The following is a 21,943-nucleotide window of genomic DNA, read 5'->3' as shown; positions in this document are numbered from 1 at the left end:
CGGTAGTCCCGCGTCGACCGGAGGTTGAAAACCCACTCCTCGAGCGATCCGGGACGTTCGAAGCGAAGGGGCGGGTATGAAGACTCGAAAGTCACTGGCCATTGCGGCAGCCTTGGGGCTGACACTCTCGGCGTGCGCCACCGGTACGGGCGGCTCCCAGACGGCCGAAGACAGCCAGTTCGATCCGGAGGCCGAGGTCTCCGGGGAGCTGAACATCATGGGCTTCGGCGCGACCGACGAGATCGGCGAGACGCGCGTGAAGTCGGCCGAGGAGAACCTCGACGGCGTGAAGGTGAGCCTGGTCGAAGGCGACCTGGACATCCAGCAGTTTCTCTCCGCCGTCGCCTCCGGGGAACCGCCCGCCCTGATCTACGCCAACCGGAACCAGCTTGGGACCTTCGCCTCCCGCGGGGCGATCATGCCCCTGAACGAATGCATCAACTCCCACGGCATTCAGGTCGACCATTTCCGGGCGGCGGCGATGAGCCAGGTGACCTTCGAGGACGAAGTCTACGGAGTGCCCGAGTTCAACCAGGTGCAGATCGTCATGGGCAATTCGGCCCTGCTCGAGGAACAGGGCCTCAGCGTCGAGGACATCGACGGCTCCGACTGGGACGGAATCCGCACGGCCACCGACAAACTGGTGCGCAACGAGGGCAAGCTGAGCGTCATTGGCTACGACACCAAGCTGCCGGAATTCCTTCCCATCTGGGCCAAAGCCAACGGTGCCGACATCATCTCCGCGGACGGACGCAAGGCCCAGCTCAACGACCCCGCCGTCGTTGAGGCCCTCGAGTTCGCTGCCGAGATCTATGAGAAGCAGGGCGGCTTCAGCGCCGTCAAGGCGTTCCGCGACTCGGCCGACTTCTTCGGGGAGGGCAACCAGTTCGCCTCGAACACGCTCGGGGCGATGCCCATGGAGCAGTGGTACGTCAACATCCTCAACGACGTCTCGCCGGATGCCCCCATGGCGTTCACCACCCTGAAGGACACCTCGGGCAAGACCATGAGCTACTCCAGCGGGTCGGCCTGGGCCATCCCCAAGGGAAGCTCGAACCCCGAGGCCGCCTGCCGGTTCATCGAGCACATGACCAAGGTCGACACCTGGATGGAGGCCGCCTCCGCACGCGCCGATATCCGCGCCGAGGAAGGCAAGCCGTTCACGGGACTGTTCACCGGCAACCAGGCCGCCGACGAGCGGATCAGGGAAGAGTTCGTCAAGGTGGGCTCCGACCCCAAGTGGGACGCGGCCATCGAGGCTTCTTACGAGGCCAACGAGGCGTCCTTCGCCCTGCCGGCCAGCCCCGCCGACGCCGAATTCGAGACGGCGTGGCAGGACGCGGTGAACCGGGTGCTCAACGGTCAGCAGGAACCTCAGGCCGCCCTCGACCAGGCGCAGGAGGAGGCCCAGCAGGCTCTTGACGAAGCCTGGAGCTCCTGGGACGAGGAATAGCAGATGAGCTCGCAGGCCGCCCCGCTGCGGGGTCCTCGGGCCGCTAAGCCGGTGCTCCGGCCGGGCCAGCGGCGGAACCGCCGCCGCGCCCGGCGCGCCGCCCTGCTGTTCATCAGCCCGTGGATCGCCGGCTTCCTCATCTTCACGCTCTGGCCGGTGATTTACAGCGCCTACCTGTCGCTGACCGACTACGACGTGATCAACAGCCCGAACTTCGTGGGCACCTCCAACTATGCCGAACTGTTCGAGGACCCCAAGACCGCCCTGTCGCTGCGCAACACCTTCATCTACACCGCCATCTCGGTGCCGGCGCACGTGGTGGTGTCGCTGCTGCTGGCGCTGCTGCTGAACCGGGCAGGGCGCTCCTCCGGGTTCTTCCGGACCGTCTTCTACCTGCCGAAGATGACACCTCCGGTGGCCATCGGCATCCTGGTGCTGCTCCTGTTCAACGGGCAGAACGGCCTGGTCAACGGGTTCCTCGGCTGGTTTGGCATCGATGGTCCGGCGTGGACCACCGACCCGTCCTGGATCAAGCCCGGGCTCATCCTGATGAGCCTGTGGACCCTGGGGTCCTCGGTGATCATCCTGCTGGCGGCGCTGCGCGATGTGCCGCAGGAACTCTACGACTCGGCAAAGGTCGACGGCGCCAACAGCTTCCAGGTCACCCGCAGCATCACCCTGCCGATGATCAGCGGAAGCCTGTTCTTCCTCGTCATCATCAACACGATCGCCGGGTTCCAGACCTTCACCGAGGCGTATACGGCGTTCTTCGGCTCGGGCAACACCACCTACAGCAACGACGCCGCCCTGTTCTATTCGATCTACCTGTTCCAGCAGGCCTTCGAATTCCTTCACATGGGCTACGCGTCGGCCATGGCCTGGGTGCTGTTCGTCATCGTCCTGATCGTCACGGTGATCCAGATGGTCGTCAGCCGGAGGTTCGTCTACTACGAAAGCGGGAACAACGATGGCTGATCTCCAGGCCGGTCCGTCCCAGCTGCCGCCGGTCGCGCCGGTTCGCCCCGCCGACGGTGCTCCCGCGGCGGTGACGCCGGCGCCGCGGCGCACCGGTCCAGGGCGGACCCGCCGCAGCCCCGTGGCCCGGGTGCTCACCTGGCTGGCGCTGGGCGCCGCGACGGTCGTCTTCACCTATCCGCTGCTGTGGCTGATCAGTGCCTCCTTCAAGCCGCGCTCCGAGGTCTTCGACAACCGGCTGATCCCGAAGACGTTCACGTTCGAGAACTACCTGACCGTCTGGCAGGAGGCTCCGCTCGCGCTGTGGCTTGGCAACACCGTGCTCGTCACGGTGCTCGCCGCCACCACCGTCACCATCTCCAGTGCGCTGGTGGCGTGGGGCTTCGCCTTCTTCCGGTTCCGGGGCCGCAACGTGCTGTTCGGCCTGGTCCTGGCCACCATGATGCTCCCCGGCGCGGTCACCATGATCCCGACCTTCCTGATCTGGAACAGCCTGGGTCAGGTCGGCACGCTCACCCCGCTGTGGGCAGGCAACCTCTTCGGCAGCGCGTTCTACATCTTCCTGCTGCGCCAGTTCTTCCTGGGACTGCCCCGCGAGCTGTTCGAGGCCGCCCGCGTGGACGGGGCGAACAACTGGCACATGTTCTCGCGCATTGCGCTGCCGCTGTGCAAGCCCGCCCTCGTCGTCACCCTGCTCTTCGAGTTCCAGGCGGCCTGGACCGACCTGATGCGCCCCCTGATCTATCTGCGGGACAGTTCGACCTTCACGGTTCCCCGCGGGCTGAAGGCCCTGCTCGATCAGTTCGGGTTCGGCGGGGACTGGCACTGGGAACTGGTCGTGACGGCGAGTGTGATCACCACCGTGCCGATGATCATCCTCTTCTTCATCGGCCAGCGGCACTTCGTCGAGGGCATCGCCACCACGGGCAACAAGGGATAGGCAGCCGGGGCTTCCGCCCGTGGGGCGGTGCTCCGGCGGGCCGCCGCCCGTGGAAGGACCGACTCAGCCGGGTCCAGGCGGCCGGGGCTAGCGGGGAAGGGTCTCCCGGCCGCGTCCGGCGGGGGTCACGAGGGCGGAGATCCGCAGAAGTTCGGCTTCGGGGATCCCGGTGGCCTCGGCCAGCGCCGCGGGCTCCTCCCCCGCCCCGAAGGCCTGAAGCACCAGATCCCGGTACAGCAGGGCCACCCGGTCGCGCTCGAACTCGGCTTGTTCGAGGTCTGCTGCAGCGATCATGATCTGCTTGATGGGGCTGGGGCTGGATTCGGACATGGCCGCCCTTTCACGTAACAGGGGTTGGTCCTCGAACTTATCAGCCGATCAGGACCCTCCGCGACCCTCCCCGCTGTAGGGCGCGCGCGGCGGAGCAGGTTGTTCGGCGATGAATTCGTTCACCGCGTGGGCGAGCATGTCCCGCTCGAAGGCCGGAAGCAGCAGCGAGCTGTAGAGGTAGGCGTCCACTTCCTCCTCGCCGGCGTTTCCCCCAAGCCCGACATAGCGGAGCCACAGCTCGTACAGGCTCAGGCTCGTCTGCCGGAAAGCCGCACAGGTGCGGCGCTGCTGGTCCCTTTCGCTGATCACCGGACCCTACCGCTTCTGGACTCGCGCCGTCATGGGGCATCCGCCTTCGGAAGGACCGGGCAGCCGGCGCCCCGCACCGGCACATCGGCGTGAAATCGACTACACCTCCAACGTATCGGGCAAGCCCGGGTTTGGAAAGAAAGCTCCTTGCGGAACTCCCCCTTGCACTGCTTGGCTAGAATTTTCCGGCTTGCCCCAGGGAGGATCCGCCATGTTCACGCCGAATGTCGCCGACGGGATCCACCGCATTACCCACGCGCACACCAACTGCTATCTGGTCGAGGACGGCGGGGGGCTGCTCCTTGTCGACGCCGGGCTGCCGGGCACGCGGCGGAAGTTCATTGGCGCGCTGAGCAGCCTGGGCAGGAGCCTCGTCGACGTGCAGGCCGTGGTGCTCACCCATGGCCATTTCGACCACGTAGGGTTCGCCGAATACCTGCGGAGCCAGCACGGGATCCCCGTCTACGGCCACGTGGACGACGCGTACATCGCAGCCCACCCCTACCGGTACCAGCGGGAGAGGACGCCGCTGGTGTACCCGGTGCGGTATCCCCGTGCGGTCCCGGTGCTGGCCCGCATGACGGCCGCCGGTGCCTTCAAGGTGCGCGGGGTGAAAAAACTTGAGCCGTTGACCTCCGCCAGTGCCGCGGCCCTGCCGGGAAACCCCGTCCTCGTCCCCTCCCCCGGGCACACCCTGGGCCACTGTGCGCTGTCCTTTCCCGAGCGGGGAGTGCTGATCAGCGGCGACGCGCTGGTGACCCTTGACCCGTACACCGGCAGGAGGGGCCCGCAGATCGTCGCCCGGGCCGCGACCGCAAACACCGCCGCTGCCCTCGCCTCCCTCGACGCGCTCGAGGGCACCGGAGCCGAGGTCGTCCTGCCCGGGCATGGCTACGCGTGGACCAATGGAGTGGCGAAGGCCACAGCGGAGGCCCGCCTGGTCGGGGCACACTAACGCCTGCGCCGGGGCGCTCCGGTGCGCGCGCATGAACAGGGCCGCGCGGACGATAGGCTCTAGTCATGGACTCGCTGAACCACAGGGTTGTGATGGAGTTTGCCACAACCGCCCTCCGCCGCGCGGCCCTTCTTTTCTTCGGCGTCCAGGCAGCCGTCATCGCCACCGCCGTCCTGATCGACGCCGTGCAGAAACGCATCCGCCGGACCCGGGAGGGCTTCCCCCGGCCCGGTACCTTCACCACGACGATCAGCGAGTCGACGACGACCGTCTACACCTATGGTGAAGATCTCTTCAACGCGATGATCGAGGCTATTGAGAAGGCCGAGCACGAGATCCTGCTTGAGACCTACATCTGGAAGGGCGACGCGGTGGGGCGGCGTTTCCGTGATGCCGTCAACGCCGCGGCGGCCCGCGGCGTCAAGGTCCATGTGATCTACGACGGCTTCGCCAACCTCGTGGTGCGCCCCTCGTTCTACCGGTTCCACCCGGACGTCCACGTGTTCCGGTTTCCGGTCCTGCGCCCCTCGGTGCTGTTCACCAACATCCGGGGCACCGGCCTTGACCACCGGAAACTGATGGTGGTCGATGACACCATCGGCTTCGTCGGCGGATACAACATCGGGTCCCTGTACGCCACCAAGTGGCGCGATACGCACCTGGAAATCACCGGGCCGTCGGTGTGGGAACTGCGCCAGGCCTTCGTGAGCGTATGGAACCTGAGCGCCAAGCGGCAGGCGAAAATGGCCGACACCAGCGCCGGTTTCTGGGAGCCGAGGATCCGGGCCGTCAACAACATCCCGGCGAACCTCGTGTTCCCCATCCGCGGGGTCTACCTCGATGCGATCAACCGCGCCACGCGCTCCATCTACATCACCACCGCCTACTTCATCCCCGACCAGCAGATTATGGACGCGCTGCTGCGGGCGAGCCAGCGCGGCGTCGACGTGCGCGTGATCCTGCCCGAGGACTCGAACCACGTGGTTGCCGACTGCCTCTCACGCGGGTTCTACTCCTCGATGCTGCGCTGCGGGGTGCAGGTCCTGCTGTACCAGAACGCCATGATCCACGCCAAGACCGCGACGGTGGACGGCGAATGGTCAACGGTGGGCACTGCGAACATCGACAGGCTGAGCCTGACCGGAAACTACGAGACCAACCTCGAAATCTTCGACAAGGACCTGGCCCGCACCATGGAACAGATCTTCGAGATCGACAGCTCGAACACCCGCCTGCTCACGCTTGAGGAGTGGGAGAGCCGGCACGTCGTGGCGCGGTTCAGCGAAACGGTGCTCGCGCCGCTCCGTCCCTTCCTCTAGGGCGGTCAGCCGGCGGCGGGCCCTGCCCGGAGTGGTCCACGGAACGGCGCGTGGGTGTGGCCGGTCAGCGGCCGGCGGCATAGCCCTGCGCGCCGCGCGGATTGGCCGCCGCCTGGAGGACCCCGGTGGCCGGATCGGCTGTGACGCAGGAGAGCCGTCCCAGCGCCCAGTCCCCCGCCCGGGTCACGGTGTGTCCGCGGCGTTCGAGTTCTGAAATGACACCGTCCCCCAGCCGGTCCTCGACGACCGCTCCACCGGGTTCCCAGATGCGCGGCCAGAAGGAGCCGGGAATCGACGTGGTGTGGAGCGAGGGCGCGTCAATGGCCTCCTGGGGGGTGTAGCCCCCGACGATGGTGCGCAGCAGGTACAGCAGCTGCCACTGGTCCTGCTGGTCTCCTCCCGGTGAGCCGAGGGCCACCACCGGGTCACCGTCCCGCAGGACGAGGGTGGGCGTCAGGGTGGTGCGCGGGCGCCGGCCGGGGCGCAGCGTTGAGGGGGCGCCATCCTCGAGCCATGTCATCTGCAGGCGGGTACCGAGGCAGAAGCCGAGTCCGGGGATGGCTGGCGAGGACTGGAGCCAGCCGCCGCTGGGGGTCGCCGAAATCATGTTCCCCCAGCGGTCGACGACGTCGATGTGGCAGGTGTCTCCGCGGGTCTCCCCGGTGCGGGAGACGGTGGGTTCCCCCGCCCCGGCGAAGGGCCTTCCGGCGGCCGCCGGCGGGGTGTACTCGGTTCTCAGCGGTGGGAGGAACGGTTCGTGTCCGGGCACGCTGCCGGGACGGAATTCGGTTGAGGCCCTCTCTCCAATCAGGGCCCGGCGCTGCGCCGCATACTCCTCCGACAGCAGGTACTCAAGGGGCACCGCGGCGTCGCCGTAGTAGGCCTCACGATCCGCGATTGCGAGCTTCTGGGCCTCGAGAATGGTGTGTGCGCCGAGTGCCGTTGAGGGGTCGAGATGGTCATCGGGGAGCCCGTCCAGGATCGCGAGGGTCTGCAGCAGCGCCGGCCCCTGCCCCCAGGGTCCGGTCTTGGCGATGGTGTGCCCGCGGAACGCGTAGGTGACCGCCGGCTCGTATCCGGCCGCGAAGCCGGCGAAGTCCCGGCGGGTGATCACTCCGGCGTGGTCGGTCCCGGACGAGTGGCGGTGCGGGGTGGAAAGGAAGTCCACCGCCGCCGACGCCACGGCCCCGGTCCGCCACTCGCGGCGGGCGGCGTCGATCCGCTCCTCGCGGGTCGCGGCGCCTGAGCCGGCGCCGATGAGCCCGTCGAGGACTCCCGCGTAGGCCTCGTTGGTGATAATTTCCCCCGCGGCGGGCGGCCGTCCGTCCGGCATCCACAACGCGGCCGAGCTGGGCCAGTGCTCGGCGAACAGCCCGGCGACGGTGGCGATGGTGGTACCGACCCGCGCGAGGACGGGGTGGCCGTTCCTCGCGTAGCCGATCGCGTAGGCCAGCACCTCACCGAGTTCCCACGAGCCGTGGTCGCGCAGCAGCAGCAGCCACGCGTCGACGGCCCCGGGCACCGCCGCGGCCAGCGCCCCCGCCCCAGGCACCAGCTCCAGGCCCTCGGCCAGGTAGTGCTCCCTGGTGGCACCGGCCGGGGCAGGGCCCTGCCCCATGAGCACGGTCGGCGTGGAGTCCGCGGCGGTGGTGAAGACGCCCGTCATGTCGCCGCCGGGGCCGTTGAGGTGCGGTTCAACGACGTGCAGCACGAAGGCCCCCGCCACAGCGGCGTCGAAGGCGTTTCCGCCGCGCTCCAGGACAGCCTGCGCGGAGGCCGTCGCCAGCCAGTGGGTGGAGGCGGTCATGCCAAAGGTGCCCTGCAGGGTGGGACGGGTGGTGAAGGCCCCCGCCGGTGTGTACGTCATCGATGCGCCTTTCGGCCCGGGCGGGGCGTGGACGGGCCTCCCGTCGGCGGGGCCCGTTGATACCGGATATCTTCTCTGCTCCGACAGTATGCTTTGTATACATTCCTCACAAGATCATCAGCAGCACCGGTGCCCGGCCAGGCGGATCGGCTCCGGCGGGACCGCCGGGCCGGTACCGGGGCCCTTCCACCCGCCGCAGCCCGCCCCTGCGAACCCTGGACGGGCCCGCTCCCCTGCCCCCGATTCCTGCCGGCTACGTCCCTGGAGGACCGCATGAAGAAGACGTCCCTGTCCACCGACCGGCTGCACCTGGTGTTGATGCTCGTGCTGACCTTCTCCACCGGTGTGATCGATGCCGTCGGCTACCTGGGCCTGGACCGGGTGTTCACCGGCAATATGACCGGCAACGTCGTGCTCCTGGGGATGGCGTTCGCCGGCGGCAGTGACCTTCCGGTGCTCCGGCCGGCCCTGGCGCTCGTCTTCTTCATGGTGGGGGCAGCCATTGCGGGGCGGCTGCTGCGCCGGGCGCCCGAGGGCTGGTCGGGCCGGACGACCACTGCCCTGGCTGCGGTGGCAGGGGTGATGGTCGCGCTGGCCGTCTTCACGGCCCTTGTCGACGTCGCCGAAGACGAGACGCTGGGAAGCATCACGACGTCGGCCCTGGGTCTGGTGATGGGGATCCAGGCCGCCACAGCGAAACGCCTGAAGGTCGCCGAGATCACCACGGTCGTGGTGACCTCCACCATCACCGGGCTCGCCTCCGACTCGAGGATCGCGGGCGGGAAGAGCCCCTTCTGGGTGCGCCGAGCCGCCGCCATCACCCTCATCCTGGCCGGCGCCGTCGCGGGGGCCGCGGCCCTGAAGATCGACCTGTGGGCGGGGATCGCACTCTCGGCCGTCCTGACCTGCACCGTGACCGTCATCGGTCAGACGCGGTCGCGGCGCGATGCCCGGGCTACTTTGGCTGACGTTTACCGTTAAGGAGAAGAAGGCACCGACCCGAACCGCGGGCACGGTCTCGACGAGGGATGGGCACACAGTGGACCGAATTGCAGAAGGCCCGTCGGCCGCGGCGGCATCGAACCGAGAGGCGGAGCCACCGGCGGGCCCGGCCGGCGCCCCGGCGGGCGAGGCCTTCCCCTTCCATCGCCTGACCCGCTCCTGGGCCGGGCACCGGTGGTGGAAGCCCCTGCTGACCGGGTTGCTCGGCACCATCTTCTATCTGGTGTTCATGCTTATCGTGCTCGTCATCGGCGGGATCCGGGGAGGCCTCGATCCGGCGCTGGGCACCTCGTACCTCGAACGGCTTGAAGCCTTCGACCTCTCGGACCCGCTTGTGTTCGGCTTCGCGATGGTGTCCCTCATCCTGCTGATTCCCGCGCTCGCCCTTGCGGCGCTGATCACCGGACCCCGGCCCATCGGGTTGCTTTCCTCGGTCCACGGGCGGATCCGCTGGGGATGGCTCGGCCGGTGCCTGGCTGCTGCCGCCGTCATCTACTCGCTCAGCATCGCGCTGTCCTTCCTCCTTGAGCCGCTGTTTCCCGGCTACGTTCCCTCAACCCTCGACCTTGCGGGTCCGCGGGTGGGCATCCTGATCGCGATGACCCTCCTGCTCGTGCCTTTCCAGGCCACCGCCGAGGAATACGTGTTCCGCGGTTACCTTATGCAGGCGGTCGGCAGCTGGCTCCGCCATCCCGCCTTCGCGATCCTCCTGCCGGTCCCGCTGTTCGTGCTGGGTCACGGTTATGACCTGCTGGGCCAGCTCGACGTCGCCCTGTTCGCCGTCTTCGCGGGGTGGATCACCTGGCGCACGGGCGGCCTCGAGGCGGCCATCGCCGCGCACGTCGTCAACAACTCGACGATCTTCCTGCTCGGCGCGGTGGGCCTCGTGGACGTCAACGCGAAGGAGGGCTCCGCCATCGGGCTCGGCATCTCAGTCCTGACGACGGCGGCTTTCGCGGTCATCGTGCTGCGGATGTTCGACCGGTCCGGCAGCCTTCGGCGGGACCGGATAGTCGTGCCTGCGCCGGTCCCGGCCATTCAGCCTTATGCCCAGTACCCCTATGGGCAATACCCCTTTGCGCCCAGTGCCGGGCAGTACACCCAGGGACAGGCTCCCGCCGGGCAGTACCCGCCTTACCCGCAGGGGCAGGCTCCCGCCGGGCAGTACCCGCCGTACGCGGGGCAGTACCCGCCGCCTTACGCGGCACCGAACCCGCACGGACAGGCTCCCGCCGGGCAGTACCCGCCGCCCTACCCGCCCGCACCGGACGCCTCCGGATTCACCCCTCCCGCACCCTACCCCTCGGACCAGCACCAGGAGCCCTACCTCCGGCCAGCGCCGGCGGAGCAGCGCGCGCCGGAAAACTCCAGTACCGAACCGCAGTCGGCGGGTGGCCCTTCCGGTGCCACCCCTTCCGGCCCGGACACCCGACCGCGGGATCAGGCCCGGCGCGATCGGTAGCCGGGCGCGCCGAGCCACCCGAGCTGGAAGACGGCGCGCCTGGGCGGCTCAGCCTTCGACGCGGAGGCCCAGATTTTCGGCGAGGATCGGCGCGAGGAGAGCCAACTGGTACGAATCGATGGTGACCCCACCCAGCCCGTCCGGACCGTTGAGCGCCCGAAACTCCGTGGTGCGCAGGTCGACGTCCCGCAGCCTGCCTCCCGAGAGCGTCAGGGTGTTGACCCGGCAGTTGCGCAGTGCGACGCGGGCCCCCTTCACACCGGTAAGATCGAGGTCGCCGATGATGCAGTCCGAGATGTCGACATCGGTGAGGGTTGAGCTGCGGAGATTGAGGAAATCGAGTTTCCCGCCGCTGATCCGCACCGATTCGAGCGTGCTGTCGTAGAGTTCGGCCGATCCCCAGCGGGTGCCCTCGAGCCGGACGTTACGCCAGGTGCTCCGGGCCGCTGTGAAGACCGGGGCGAACAGTTCGGTGAAACGGCACTCGCGGAACCGGGCCCCGCGCAGCTGCGTCTCATTGAAGGACGTTCCTTCGAACAGGCACTCGCTGAAGGAGATGCCGCCCAGGTCCAGCCCGTCGAAGCTGGTGGAGGAGTACCGTTCACCTTCGCGGTGATCCCCCGCCTCGGGACCGTCCTCCGGCACTGCAAGGTCCCGCAGCACCAGATCTTCGATCCGGGGCGAACGGGTTGGGCTTTTCGGCATGAGCTGTCCTGGGGTCGGTGGGTGCGGAGTCCGGAGCGCTGCCCCGGGCCGGGTCTTCGGAAGTCTAGCGAAGCGCATCGACCATTCGGCCGCGAACGCTCCCGGTTGCGACAAGCACTCCCGATTGCGACGAGCGCACCCGAATTATCCGGTCCGGTCGTCGCTTTCGGACACCACCGTCGCTTTCGGACACCACCGTCGCTTTCCGGGACCGCCGCCACGGACGCACCGATTGCGACGAGCGCACCGGAAATATACGGCGCCGATGTCGCTTTCGGGTACCGCCGTCGCTTTCCGGTCCGGCGTTCGCAGAAGTCACCGGCCGCTGGACGGCCCTCCCTACGGGGTGCCCTAGGGTTGAAGCCATGGAATCGCCGATCGAAAGCTACCTCAAAAGGATCCATCAGGAGATTGCGGAGCTCAAGGACGGCAAGCCGTACAGCACCATCCCGGCCATGGCGAACGTCGACCCGGACAACTTCGGCATCTGCCTCACCACCGTCGACGGATACACCTACGAGATTGGCGACACCCGGCAGGAATTCACCATCCAGTCGATCTCCAAGCCCTTCACCTACGGGCTGGCGCTGGCCGACCTCGGCGTGGAGGCCGTGGACGCGAAGGTCGACGTCGAACCGTCGGGAGATTCGTTCAACGAGATCTCGTTGGCCCCCGGCACCGGCCGTCCCGCCAACGCCATGATCAACGCCGGCGCCCTGACGGCGACCTCGCTGGTCCGCTCTGCCGGCGGCAACACCCGGTTCAAGCGCATCCTCAACACCTACTCGGCCTTCGCCGGCCGGCAGCTGAACGTCGACGAGGAGATCTTCGAATCCGAGCTCGAACACGGTCACCGCAACCGGGCCCTGGCCTACCTGCTGCGGTCCTTCAACATCCTCGAATCCGATCCGGCGCCGGTCATCAGAGACTACTTCCGCCAGTGCTCGGTCCAGGTAACCTGCCTCGACCTGTCGGTCATGGCCGCCTCGCTCGCCAACGCCGGCCGCAACCCGCTGACGGGCAAGGAGGTTCTGGGCATCGGCGAGGTGGAGCGCGTCCTATCGGTGATGGCCACCTCGGGCATGTACGACGACGCCGGCTCCTGGCTCAGCAACGTCGGCATGCCGGCCAAGAGCGGGGTCGGCGGCGGAACGATCGCCGTCCTGCCCGGCCAGGTTGGCCTCGCCGTGTACTCCCCGCCGCTCGACGCCCACGGCAGCAGCGTCCGCGGCGTCGCCACGGCCGAGCGGCTCTCCAACGACATGGAACTCCACTTCGTCCGGGCCGCCCGCACGGGCCGCTCGGCCATCCGGTCGACCTACGACATCACCGGGGCCCCCTCGGGGATCCGCCGCAACGACGAGGCGATGGATATCCTCCGCGAACACGGGCACCGCGCCAGGGTCATCGAGCTCAACGGTGACCTGCTGTTCGCCGGCACCGAGTCCATGGTGCGCGAACTGAGCAGCCTGGGCGAGGACGTCGCCCTCGTCATCCTGGACCTGCGCCGCGTCGACGAGGTGGCCGGGGTGTCCCTGCGCCTGCTGGCCGAGGTGCGCGAGAACCTGGTGGCGGCCGGCCGCGAACTCGTCCTGATCGACGCCGACGGCAGCCTCGCCGAAACCTTCAAGGACGTGGACCGGGAGGTGCCGACCTTCGACACCCGCACCGCCGCCGTCGAGTGGTGCGAGAACGAACTGATCGGCCGCTACGGCGACGAACTGTGCCTGCCGGCCGAGGTCGAGGTCGCCGACTGCCCGGCGCTCAGCCCGCTGAGCGCCGGGGACATGGACGCCCTCGCCGGGCGCATGGAGGACCGCGCCTACGCCGACCGCGACGTGGTCCGGCGGGTCGGCCAGCGCTTCGGCGGCGTCTTTTTCATCCTCTCGGGCAGGATCGAGACCTCTGTGCCGGGCCCGACCGGCAGGCGGGTGAAGCTGACCACCCTCAGCGCCGGGATGACGTTCGGCGAGCTGGCGCTGGGCAGCTCAGACCGCCAGGAAACCACAGTGAAGGCGGTGGGCAAGGTCCGGCTGAAGGTCCTGACGGCGGAGGCCATCGCCAACATCGAGGAGGAGGACCCCCGGCTCGGCGTCGAGCTGTGGAAGGCCCTGACCCGCGACGCGTACACCCGCGTCGACCTGTACCTGCGCGAGACCGCCGTGCGGATCCGGGACTGAGAATCGGCGATAGGCTCGACGAATGACAGTGCTGATCGCCGGGTGCGGAGACCTTGGAACGGAAGCCGGGCTGCGCTACGCCGCGGCCGGGCACCGGGTGGTGGGCTGGCGGCGCTCCCCCGGACGGCTCCCGGAGCAGCTTGAGGGCCGAGCCGTCGACCTCACCGGCACGCTACCGGAGGTCCCCGCCGACACGGACACCGTGGTGATCGCAACCGCCGCCGGCGAGCGCACCGAGGCGGCCTACCGGGCGGCCTACGTGAGCGCGACGGCTAACCTCCTCGACGCCCTGGAGCGGGACGGCGTGAGCCCCCGGCGGATCCTTTTCGTCTCCTCAACCGCCGTCTACGGGGACTTCGGCGGCGGACCCGTGGACGAGCATTCCCCGGCCGAGCCCGGAACACCCACGGGGAGAATCCTGAGGGAGGCCGAAAGGCTCCTGCTGGAGCGCTCCCCCGCCGCCCTGGTCCTGCGGCTCTCGGGCATCTACGGGCCGGGCCGCACCCGGCTGATCGATTCGGTCTCCTCCGGCCGGGCCGTCCTGCCGGCCGAGCCCCAGTGGACCAACCGGATCCACCGCGACGACGCCGCCGCCGCCATCGTGCACCTCACCACGGCGGTGGAGGCCCCGGCCCCGGTATACCTGGGCACCGACGAGGAACCCTCCGACCTCGCCGACGTCCTGCGTTTCCTCGCGGCCGAACTGCGCCTGCCGGCTCCCCCGGCCGGCCCGACCAGTACCACCCGGGGCGGCGACAAGCGATGCTCGAGCGCCCTGCTGCGGTCGACCGGGTTCGGCTTCACCTACCCGACCTACCGGGAGGGGTACCGGGCCGTGCTGGCCGGCGAGGGCGTCCGCCACCCCTGACCCGCCGGGCGGACGGTTGATATGTGCGCGGACGTGCACCTATGCTGAAGGTTCCCGTTCCGCCGCCCCCGAAGGAACCCATGCTCACCGTTCTGCGGGTTCCGGCTTACCGGAAGCTGCTCACCGCCCAAGTTGTGGCCCTGGCGGGCACCGGCCTCCTGACGGTGGCCCTCGGCCTGCTTGCCTTCGACCTTGCCGGCGGGCAGGCCGGCGCCGTCCTCGGCACGGCCTTCACCCTCAAGATGGTCGCCTACGTCTTCGCCGCGCCCTTCATGTCCGCCCTGGTGGGGCACCTGCCCCGCCGGGCGGTGCTGATCGGTGCGGACCTCGTGCGCGCCGCCATCGCCCTGGCCCTGCCCTGGGTCGACTCGATCTGGCAGATCTACCTGCTGGTCTTTGTCCTGCAGTCGGCCTCGGCCACCTTCACCCCGGCGTTCCAGGCCCTCATCCCCGTCGTCCTGCCGCGCGAGCGGGACTACACCCGGGCGCTGTCGCTCTCCCGCCTCGCCTACGACCTCGAGTCACTGCTCAGTCCGCTGCTGGCAGCCGCCCTGCTGCTCGTCGTTTCCTACTCGAACCTGTTCATCGGGACGGCCGTCGGTTTCCTGCTCTCGGCCGCCCTGGTCGCAGCCACCCGGCTGCCGCCGATTCCACCGGCAGACCCGGCCGGGTCTCTGCTGCACCGCACCACCCTCGGGACGCGGATCTTCCTGCGTCTGGCCCCGCTGCGCGGGCTGCTGGCACTCGACCTTGCTGTGGCCGCGGGGACGGCCTTCGTGCTGGTGAATACCGTGGTGCACGTCCGGGAGGTGTTCGACCGCTCCAATACCGACGTCGCGCTCGCCCTCGCCTGCTACGGCGGGGGGTCGATGATTGTGGCCCTTGCCGCCCCGCGGCTTCTTGACCGGGTTTCCGACCGTTCCCTCATGCTCACCGGCGGCATTATCCTGCCGCCCGGGCTTGCCGCCGCGGCACTGCTGACCTGGACGGAGCAGCTCCCGGTCCCCCTCACAGATCATTCCTGGCTGCTCTACCTGGGCCTGTGGGGACTGCTCGGCGCCGGGACCTCGATGATCAGCACCCCCTCCGGGCGGCTGCTGCGCCGCGCCGCCACGGACGGCACCCGGAACCAGCTGTTCACGGCCCAGTTCTCGCTGTCCCACGCGTGCTTCATCTTCACCTATCCGGCCGCGGGCTGGATCGGCGCCGCCGCGGGTCAGCCGGCCGCGGCGCTTGTCCTCGCGGCGCTGGCTGCGGCGGGCACCGTGGCGGCGGGCCGGTTGTGGCCGCGCGTTGCCCGGCCGGCGCCTCCTGCTCCGAGCTCAGCGGCCGAAGGGAACCGGGATGGGCGGTAAGGGACCGAGCCTTCATCATCCCGGGCCGCCGGACCAGGCGCGTCTGGGATCCGGGGCGGCAACCTTCAGGATGCTCGCCGATCCGACCCGGCTCCACCTCCTGTGGCTGCTCACCCACGGCCCGTCCGACGTCGGCACCCTCGTGACGCGCACGGCCGTGAGCCGCACGTCGGTCAGCCAGCACCTGGCGAAGCTGCGTCTTGCCGGGCTGGTCAGCACCCACCGCGAGAGCCGCCGCATCATCTACAGCATCACCGACGGGCATCTGGCGCGGCTGGTCCGGGAGGGCCTGAACCACGCCGATCACCGCGTCACGGGCGAACCCGGGCACGACTGAGGTTCGGCGCCCGGTCCTGCGCAGGGGGTTAGGCGGAGCCCGGCAGGCCCGCCCGGGCGGGCGACCCGGCCGTCCTCCGGCTCATCCCCCAGAGCCTGCGCACCGACCACCCGAAGATGCCCACCACGAGCAGGTTGCGCAGCGTCAACAGGAGCGCGACCGCCGGGTTCAGCCCGTACCGCAGTTCGTCGTAGAAGATCGGGTAGACGAGCGTGGTGAGCGCCGCGGTCAGGAGCATCGCCGCCGCCGGCAGCCGCCAGTCCCCCGCGGCGTCGAGCGCCAGTCCTGCGGCGATCGCCGCAGCGATCCAGAGCATGAACTGGGGCGAGCCGACCTTATTGAACACGACGAGCGTGGCCACCAGGGCGAGCGAGGCGGTGGCCAGCAACGGGCCGGGGCGTGCTCCCCGGCGGAGCCCGACGGCGACCAGCGCAGCAGTCCCGAGCACCGCCAGGGCCAGCAGGGGGCCCATCAAAGCGGAGACCTCCCCGCTCAGCGCCCCCCTCACCTCCATGGTGTTGATGATTTTGTCCTCGTAGAAGTACGCCCCCGAGGTCCCGGTGATCGCCTGCCAGACGCCGGGCGTCGACAGGGGCGCCTCGAGCTGCATCCCGCGCGCACCCTGGGCGCCGAGGAACCCCGTGACGTTGCGGAGGTCCCCGAAGACGGCGACGACGACGGCGATGCCCGCTGACAGTCCGGCCCCTGCCAGCACGATCTTGAGGCGGTCCCGGCAGGTGATCACCGCGGCCAGCACGACCGCGGCGGGCCAGACCTTCACCCAGGTCGCGGCGCTGAGCAGCAGGGAGGCAAGGACCGGCCGCGCCGCTAGCAGCAGGATTCCGACGATCACCAGTGGGGCGGTCAGCCCGTCGAGGCGTCCCACCGCGACCGGACCGAGCAGTGCCGTCGCAGCGAGCCACCAGTACGCCGCCCGCGGGCCGTGCGGCGCGCCGCGGCGGAGCAGGGCGACGGTGCCGGCCGCGTTCAGAGCGGTGAAGATGCCGAACCAGGTCAGCTGGTAAAGCTCCGGGCCGAGGGCTGTTGCGGCGACCAGGGGCACAATGGCTCCGGTGGGATAGACCCAGGCGGTGTCGATGCCCTGCCAGATCCCGTCGTTCAGGGCCTGGTAGGCCCAGCCGCGGTAGATATTGATGTCGCTGAGCACTCCCCCGGACAGGATGAAGGGCATCAGCCGGGCGAGGAACCCCGAGTGGATCAGCGCGAAGAAGATCCAGACGGACGAGGTGCGGGAAAGGAAATCCGGACCGGGCCGAAGTGGTCGCACGGGCGCTCCTGGTGGGTTGGGTGGTGGGGCAAGTCTTTCATCCACGCGCACGGGCCTGGAAATCGCGGCCCCGGCAATCCGGCACCGCACGTGCTCGAGGCCGGTGCCGGAGCCCGGGCTCGAAGCCCGAACCGCCGCTCGCCTGCAGACCCTCAGCGCATGCGCCGCACCTTCCGTATCCCGCGCGCCCGCCCTGCTATAGTCGGCGCAGGTGGCTGCCGTCCGGCTCACCTGGGGGGCGGTCGTGGGCCCGGCTCGCACTGCACCGATGCACAGCGATCAGCGAAGGTTCACCATGCAACCATGCTCCACGCCGCCGCGAAGGTTCCCCTCCTGATGTCCGGGCCCGCCGGCGTGCGGCGCCGGAGGCGGGGGTCGGTGCGCCATGGGCATCACTGAACTGACCGTCACCCTGTGGCAGGAGCGGCGGGTCCTTGAGGAACTGCTTGCGGCGACCGGTCAGGCGTTGGCGCCGCCCCGCAATTCCGCCGGGGGCCCGGCGGAAGCACCACGGGCCGAGTCCGACCTGCGCAAGGAACTCGGGTTGATCCGCCTGGCACGGGACGTCGAGATGGCCGCCGTCGCCCGGGAGTGGGGGCTTGGGCCCGCGACAGGACTGGCGGGCCTCGCCGCCGGCGCGCCAACCGATTCCTGGCGCTGGATCCTCGATTCCCACCACCAGGCGTTGACCGACCTCGAGGTGCGGCTGCGCGCCGGCCGCACCGCGGAGGCACGGGGCACAACTCCCCCGGCCAACCCCGTACCGGAAGAGCCGCCGCGCCCCGGAGGACCGGAGGACGGGGCCGGCGGCCCGGGCTGGCCGGAGCTGCCGGATTCGCTGCTCGGCCACGCCCTGCACGCCGTGTCCGAGGGTTCCCTGATTACGGACGCCGCCCAGCGCATCGTGTACGCCAATGCCGCCTTCACGACCATCACGGGCTACACCTTCGAGGAACTGCTCGGGAAGAACTGCCGGATCCTGCAGGGCCCCGGGTCGGACCGCGAAACGCTTGCCGCCCTGAGCAGCCGCCTGGAGCGGGGAGAAACCTTCAGGGGCACTATCCTCAACTACCGCAAGAACGGGTCACCGTTCTGGAACGCCCTGACCGTTTCGCCGCTGCGCGATGACGACGGCAGGATCACCCACTTCGTCAGCGTCCAGCGTGACATCACCGCGCAGGTGGCACTGCAGGAGGAACTGCGCTTCCTCGCCCTCCACGACCCGCTGACCGGACTGCCCAACCGCAGCGGCCTCGAACAGCGGTTGGACGCCGCACCTTCCGCCCCGGAGGTTGCCCTTGGAGTAATTCGATTCGACAATTTCCGTCAGGTCAACGACACGTTCGGCCGTGAAGCGGGCGACGCCCTGCTATGCGAGATGGCACGCCGGTTGAAGTCCAATCTGCGCAGCACCGACTTCCTCGCCAGGATCGGCGGAGACGAGTTCATCCTCCTGATCACGGGCATGCACGACGCCGGGTCACACCGGCAGCTTGAATCCGTCGCCGCAAGACTCCACCGCGCGGTGGAAACGCCGGTGCCGCTCGGCGGGGGTAACTCGATCGACGTCGAAATGATCATGGGACTGGCGCTGCACCGCGGCGGTCCCGAAGGGTTCGACGCCTCCCGGCGGCGGGCGGCGGCCGCCCTCTCCGACCTGATAAGCCACGGGGCCGAGCGCCGGCAGTGGTGGAACCTCGCCGGACCAGACGATCCGTCCCCGGTCCCCGACACGGGTCCTCCCGCAACGGCGCCGGCACCGGAAGCCGCAGCGCGGCGCGCCGGGAATCCACTCGCCGGACCGCACGCGCCGGTGGGGACACTGTCGCTGGTCCTGCAGCCCGTTGTGGATCTCCGGACCGGACGGGTGGACCTCCTGGAGGCTCTCGCACGGGTCAACATCGACGGCCACCCCCCGGTCGGGCCGGCTGACTTCCTGCCGGCGCTGGCAGGGCACGAGGTTGACCAGCTCTTCCGGGACGGGCTCGAGCAGGCGCTGTCCCACCTCTCCCGCTGGGACCGCGCGGGGCGGTCGTTCCGCATCAGCGTGAACCTCAGCCCCACCACCCTGCTCGACCCAGCGTGCACCGGGTGGGTCGCCTCGGCCCTCGAGCGGCACGGCATCACTCCGGACCGGCTGGTCCTTGAACTTCTCGAAACCGGCGCGATCACCTCTCCTGTTCAGGCTGCGGCGTTGTCGAACCTGCGGGCGCTGGGCGTCTGTCTCGCCATGGACGACCTCGGGTCGGGCTACAGCAGTCTTCAGCGGTTGTCAGTGCTGCCCTTCAATGCGGTCAAGATCGACGGCGCGCTGACGGCCCAGCTGAGGACACGGCCCGTGCGGACGCTGACGATCCTCGCGACGCTCATCCAGCTGGGGCGCGACCTCGACTGGGAGGTCATTATCGAAGGGCTCGAGGATGCCGCCCTGACCGAGGCTGCACGCATCCTGGCACCGCCCTACGGACAGGGATATTTCCTCGCCCCGCCCCTGGAACCGGAAGACGTTCCCGCCTGGATTGAGGTCTTCGCCCCGCCCGGCGCCGACGGTGGGCTGGAGACCTTCCTTGGCGCCCTCGCGTACACCTGGCAGTTCACCAGGCTGCGCTCGCCCCATCCCGGCCCGCAGGCCCGGTGCCCGCTCACGGCGTTCCTGAACGCGCACGCCGGGCCCGGCTCGCCCGCCCTGGACTGGCACGGCCTTCAGCACGGTCCCGCCAAGGACGCTTCGGAGCCCGGGGCCCGGCTTGTGGACTGGCTCGCGGACCGCAGTATCGAGGAATATGCACGGTCGCCTCTGCATTAGCAGGGCCGGCCAAAGAATTCGGCGGACCGGGGATGCAAAAAGGTATTTCCTCCCTAAGATCAGGAGTGGAACGCGGGACCTTTTTCCGCGGCTCGACCCTCAGCGCCCGCGGAAAGGGCCACCATGGATCCCACCCTTATTCCACTTATCCTCATCGTCGTGGTTTTGCTTGTCCTCGCCGTCATCGGCGTCGTTCTTGCCCGCATGGCGCTCCATATTGCGAGCCCGGACCAGGCCCTGATCATCTCCTCAAAAGACAGCAAGGGCCAGCCCGACCCCGACAGCCAGCGGGTGGTCTTCGGGCGGATCTTCATCAATCCGTTCTCGCAGCGTGCCTACCCCATCTCCTTGGCGTCCCGCCAGGTCTCGCTCAAAATAGAGGGAATCTCGCAGAACGGCATCAAACTGCACCTCACCGGGGTGGCGCAGGTCAAGGTGGGCGGGGACGCCGACGCCGTCCGCAAGGCGGCCCAACGGTTCCTCAACCAGCAGGAGGCCATTGACCACTACACCCAGGAAACTCTTTCCGGCTCGCTCCGCTCTATTGTGGGAACACTGACAGTGGAATCGATTATTAAGGACCGGGCCACCTTCGCAAAGAGCGTGAAGGAAGAAGCCGAGCACTCAATGCATAATCAGGGTCTCGAAATTGACACTTTCCAGATTCAGTCGGTGGACGACGATTCCGGCTATTTGAAAAACCTTGGCCGGCCGGAGGCCGCACTGGCCGAGAAAAACGCCAAAATTGCCGAAGCCCGGTCGGTCCAGGAATCCGAGCAGGCCCGCGCGCTCTCCGATGAGCAGGTCGCCCTGGCGCACCAGCAGCTCATCATCAAGCGTGCGGAACTGAAGGAGGTCGCCGATGCCCGGCAGGCCCGGGCCGACGCGGCGGGGCCCCTCGCGGCTGCGGAACAGAACGAGCAGGTGATCATCCGCGAGCAGCAGGTGGCTCAGCGGCGCGCCGAACTGCGCGAGCGCGAGCTCGACACCGAAGTCCGCAAGCCCGCGGACGCCGAGAAGTACAGGTTGATCCAGCAGGCCGATGCCCGGCTTGAGGAGCGGCGTCGGGCGTCGGAGGCGACCGAGATCGAGGCCCGGGTGGAACTGGCCAAGCGCAAGCTCGTCGCCGAGGGCGACCGGGTCGCCGCGGAGGCGGATGCCGCGGCGAACACGGCGCGCGGAACCGCCGAAGCGGCTGTACAGGAGGCGCGGGGGCGCGCCGAGGCGGCGGTCATCCGCTCGCGCGGCGAGGCGGAGGCGGAATCCACCGAGGCCCGGGGCAAGGCGGAGGCCGCCGGCATCGCGGCGCAGGCCGAGGCCTACGAGAAGTTCAACGAGGCGGCTGTGCTGAGCAAGGTCCTGGAGGTCCTGCCCGCCATGGCGCGGGAGGTCGCCGCTCCGCTCGCGGCGATCAAGACAATGACCGTTGTGTCCAACGACGGCGCCGGGCAGCTCAGCCGGGACGTTTCGACCGGGGTGCAGCAGACCACCCAGCTGATCAAGGACACCACCGGCCTCGATGTCATCACGCTGCTGGGCGACATCCTGAAGGGAGCGGGGTCGGGCCAGCGGATCTCAGCGAATGGCAGCACCGCAGCTCCGCGGGCCTCGGGTGGGTCCGCGGACGGCGAGCGGCCCTGACCTTCCGGCACCCCGCCGCCCGCCGGGCGGCGGGGTGCCGGGGCGCATCGGACCGGGCTTTGGGGGCTCTGGCGTTCAGGCGCTCGGCCATTCCGGCGCTCGGGCATCCAGTCGCTGAGCCCATGGAGCGCCCAGGCCTTCGAGCGCCCAG

18 protein-coding genes are annotated in these 21,943 nt (G+C 69.1%); 13 read left to right on the top strand and 5 right to left on the bottom strand.

Features of this window, described 5'->3' with window-relative positions:
* Nucleotides 1–76: 76 nt before the first annotated feature.
* From E2F48_RS05895 to E2F48_RS05885, 3 genes are read left to right on the top strand one after another with little or no spacing between them, the layout of a single operon-like run.
* Entirely contained in the window at nt 77–1,453 is a 1,377-nt protein-coding gene (locus E2F48_RS05895) for an ABC transporter substrate-binding protein (RefSeq protein ID WP_133403072.1), read from the top strand.
* Between the two features lie 3 nt (nt 1,454–1,456).
* A complete protein-coding gene (locus E2F48_RS05890; RefSeq protein ID WP_133403071.1) occupies nt 1,457–2,428 on the top strand; it encodes a carbohydrate ABC transporter permease in 972 nt (323 codons plus the stop codon).
* Nucleotides 2,421–3,368, top strand: coding sequence for a carbohydrate ABC transporter permease (locus E2F48_RS05885; RefSeq protein ID WP_133403070.1), 948 nt, complete (start codon nt 2,421–2,423; stop codon nt 3,366–3,368). Before E2F48_RS05890 ends, E2F48_RS05885 begins: the two co-directional genes overlap by 8 nt.
* Nucleotides 3,369–3,455: 87 nt before the next feature.
* Here the strand turns inward: E2F48_RS05885 and E2F48_RS05880 are convergent, their stop codons facing one another.
* Nucleotides 3,456–3,698 carry a hypothetical protein gene (locus E2F48_RS05880; RefSeq protein ID WP_133403069.1) on the bottom strand — a complete coding sequence of 81 codons (243 nt, stop codon included), beginning with the start codon at nt 3,696–3,698 and terminating at the stop codon, nt 3,456–3,458.
* Between the two features lie 48 nt (nt 3,699–3,746).
* On the bottom strand, nt 3,747–4,007 hold the full coding sequence (locus E2F48_RS05875) for a hypothetical protein (protein WP_133403068.1): 261 nt from the start codon (nt 4,005–4,007) through the stop codon (nt 3,747–3,749).
* Nucleotides 4,008–4,218: 211 nt separating this feature from the next.
* On the opposite strand from E2F48_RS05875, the gene E2F48_RS05870 reads away from it, so the two are divergent.
* Nucleotides 4,219–4,962, top strand: coding sequence for an MBL fold metallo-hydrolase (locus E2F48_RS05870; RefSeq protein ID WP_133403067.1), 744 nt, complete (start codon nt 4,219–4,221; stop codon nt 4,960–4,962).
* Nucleotides 4,963–5,027: 65 nt separating this feature from the next.
* A complete protein-coding gene (locus E2F48_RS05865; protein WP_133403066.1) occupies nt 5,028–6,281 on the top strand; it encodes a phospholipase D-like domain-containing protein in 1,254 nt (417 codons plus the stop codon).
* Between the two features lie 64 nt (nt 6,282–6,345).
* Here E2F48_RS05865 and E2F48_RS05860 read toward each other — a convergent pair whose 3' ends face one another.
* Nucleotides 6,346–8,148, bottom strand: coding sequence for a gamma-glutamyltransferase family protein (locus E2F48_RS05860; RefSeq protein WP_133403065.1), 1,803 nt, complete (start codon nt 8,146–8,148; stop codon nt 6,346–6,348).
* 273 nt (nt 8,149–8,421) lie between these two features.
* Between E2F48_RS05860 and E2F48_RS05855 the strand changes: the two genes are divergently transcribed.
* The gene (locus E2F48_RS05855; protein ID WP_133403064.1) at nt 8,422–9,129 is read left to right on the top strand and encodes a YoaK family protein; all 708 of its coding nucleotides are present in this window, start codon (nt 8,422–8,424) and stop codon (nt 9,127–9,129) included.
* 58 nt (nt 9,130–9,187) lie between these two features.
* On the top strand, nt 9,188–10,612 hold the full coding sequence (locus tag E2F48_RS05850) for a CPBP family intramembrane glutamic endopeptidase (RefSeq protein WP_133403063.1): 1,425 nt from the start codon (nt 9,188–9,190) through the stop codon (nt 10,610–10,612).
* 48 nt (nt 10,613–10,660) lie between these two features.
* Here the strand turns inward: E2F48_RS05850 and E2F48_RS05845 are convergent, their stop codons facing one another.
* Nucleotides 10,661–11,317, bottom strand: coding sequence for a pentapeptide repeat-containing protein (locus E2F48_RS05845; protein ID WP_133403062.1), 657 nt, complete (start codon nt 11,315–11,317; stop codon nt 10,661–10,663).
* 365 nt (nt 11,318–11,682) lie between these two features.
* On the opposite strand from E2F48_RS05845, the gene glsA reads away from it, so the two are divergent.
* The 4 genes from glsA to E2F48_RS05825 all read left to right on the top strand — a co-directional run bounded on the left by glsA (nt 11,683) and on the right by E2F48_RS05825 (nt 16,057).
* Nucleotides 11,683–13,497 carry a glutaminase A gene (gene glsA, locus E2F48_RS05840; RefSeq protein WP_133403061.1) on the top strand — a complete coding sequence of 605 codons (1,815 nt, stop codon included), beginning with the start codon at nt 11,683–11,685 and terminating at the stop codon, nt 13,495–13,497.
* Between the two features lie 22 nt (nt 13,498–13,519).
* Nucleotides 13,520–14,365: an NAD-dependent epimerase/dehydratase family protein gene (locus E2F48_RS05835; protein WP_133403060.1), complete on the top strand. Its 846-nt coding sequence runs from the start codon at nt 13,520–13,522 to the stop codon at nt 14,363–14,365.
* 80 nt (nt 14,366–14,445) lie between these two features.
* Nucleotides 14,446–15,720, top strand: a complete 1,275-nt coding sequence (locus E2F48_RS05830) for an MFS transporter (RefSeq protein ID WP_133403059.1) — start codon at nt 14,446–14,448, stop codon at nt 15,718–15,720.
* A complete protein-coding gene (locus E2F48_RS05825) occupies nt 15,710–16,057 on the top strand; it encodes an ArsR/SmtB family transcription factor (RefSeq protein ID WP_133403058.1) in 348 nt (115 codons plus the stop codon). Before E2F48_RS05830 ends, E2F48_RS05825 begins: the two co-directional genes overlap by 11 nt.
* A 28-nt stretch (nt 16,058–16,085) precedes the next feature.
* On the opposite strand, the gene E2F48_RS05820 is transcribed toward E2F48_RS05825, so the two are convergent.
* Nucleotides 16,086–17,345 carry a glycosyltransferase 87 family protein gene (locus E2F48_RS05820; protein ID WP_133403057.1) on the bottom strand — a complete coding sequence of 420 codons (1,260 nt, stop codon included), beginning with the start codon at nt 17,343–17,345 and terminating at the stop codon, nt 16,086–16,088.
* Nucleotides 17,346–17,730: 385 nt separating this feature from the next.
* Between E2F48_RS05820 and E2F48_RS05815 the strand changes: the two genes are divergently transcribed.
* Entirely contained in the window at nt 17,731–20,151 is a 2,421-nt protein-coding gene (locus E2F48_RS05815; protein ID WP_133403056.1) for a putative bifunctional diguanylate cyclase/phosphodiesterase, read from the top strand.
* Between the two features lie 123 nt (nt 20,152–20,274).
* A complete protein-coding gene (locus tag E2F48_RS05810) occupies nt 20,275–21,792 on the top strand; it encodes a flotillin family protein (protein ID WP_133403055.1) in 1,518 nt (505 codons plus the stop codon).
* Nucleotides 21,793–21,943: the final 151 nt, after the last annotated feature.

It is taken from the genome of Arthrobacter crusticola, from assembly GCF_004357995.1.
GTDB classification, from domain to species: domain Bacteria; phylum Actinomycetota; class Actinomycetes; order Actinomycetales; family Micrococcaceae; genus Arthrobacter_D; species Arthrobacter_D crusticola.
This window is presented reverse-complemented; position numbering and strand designations above follow the sequence as displayed.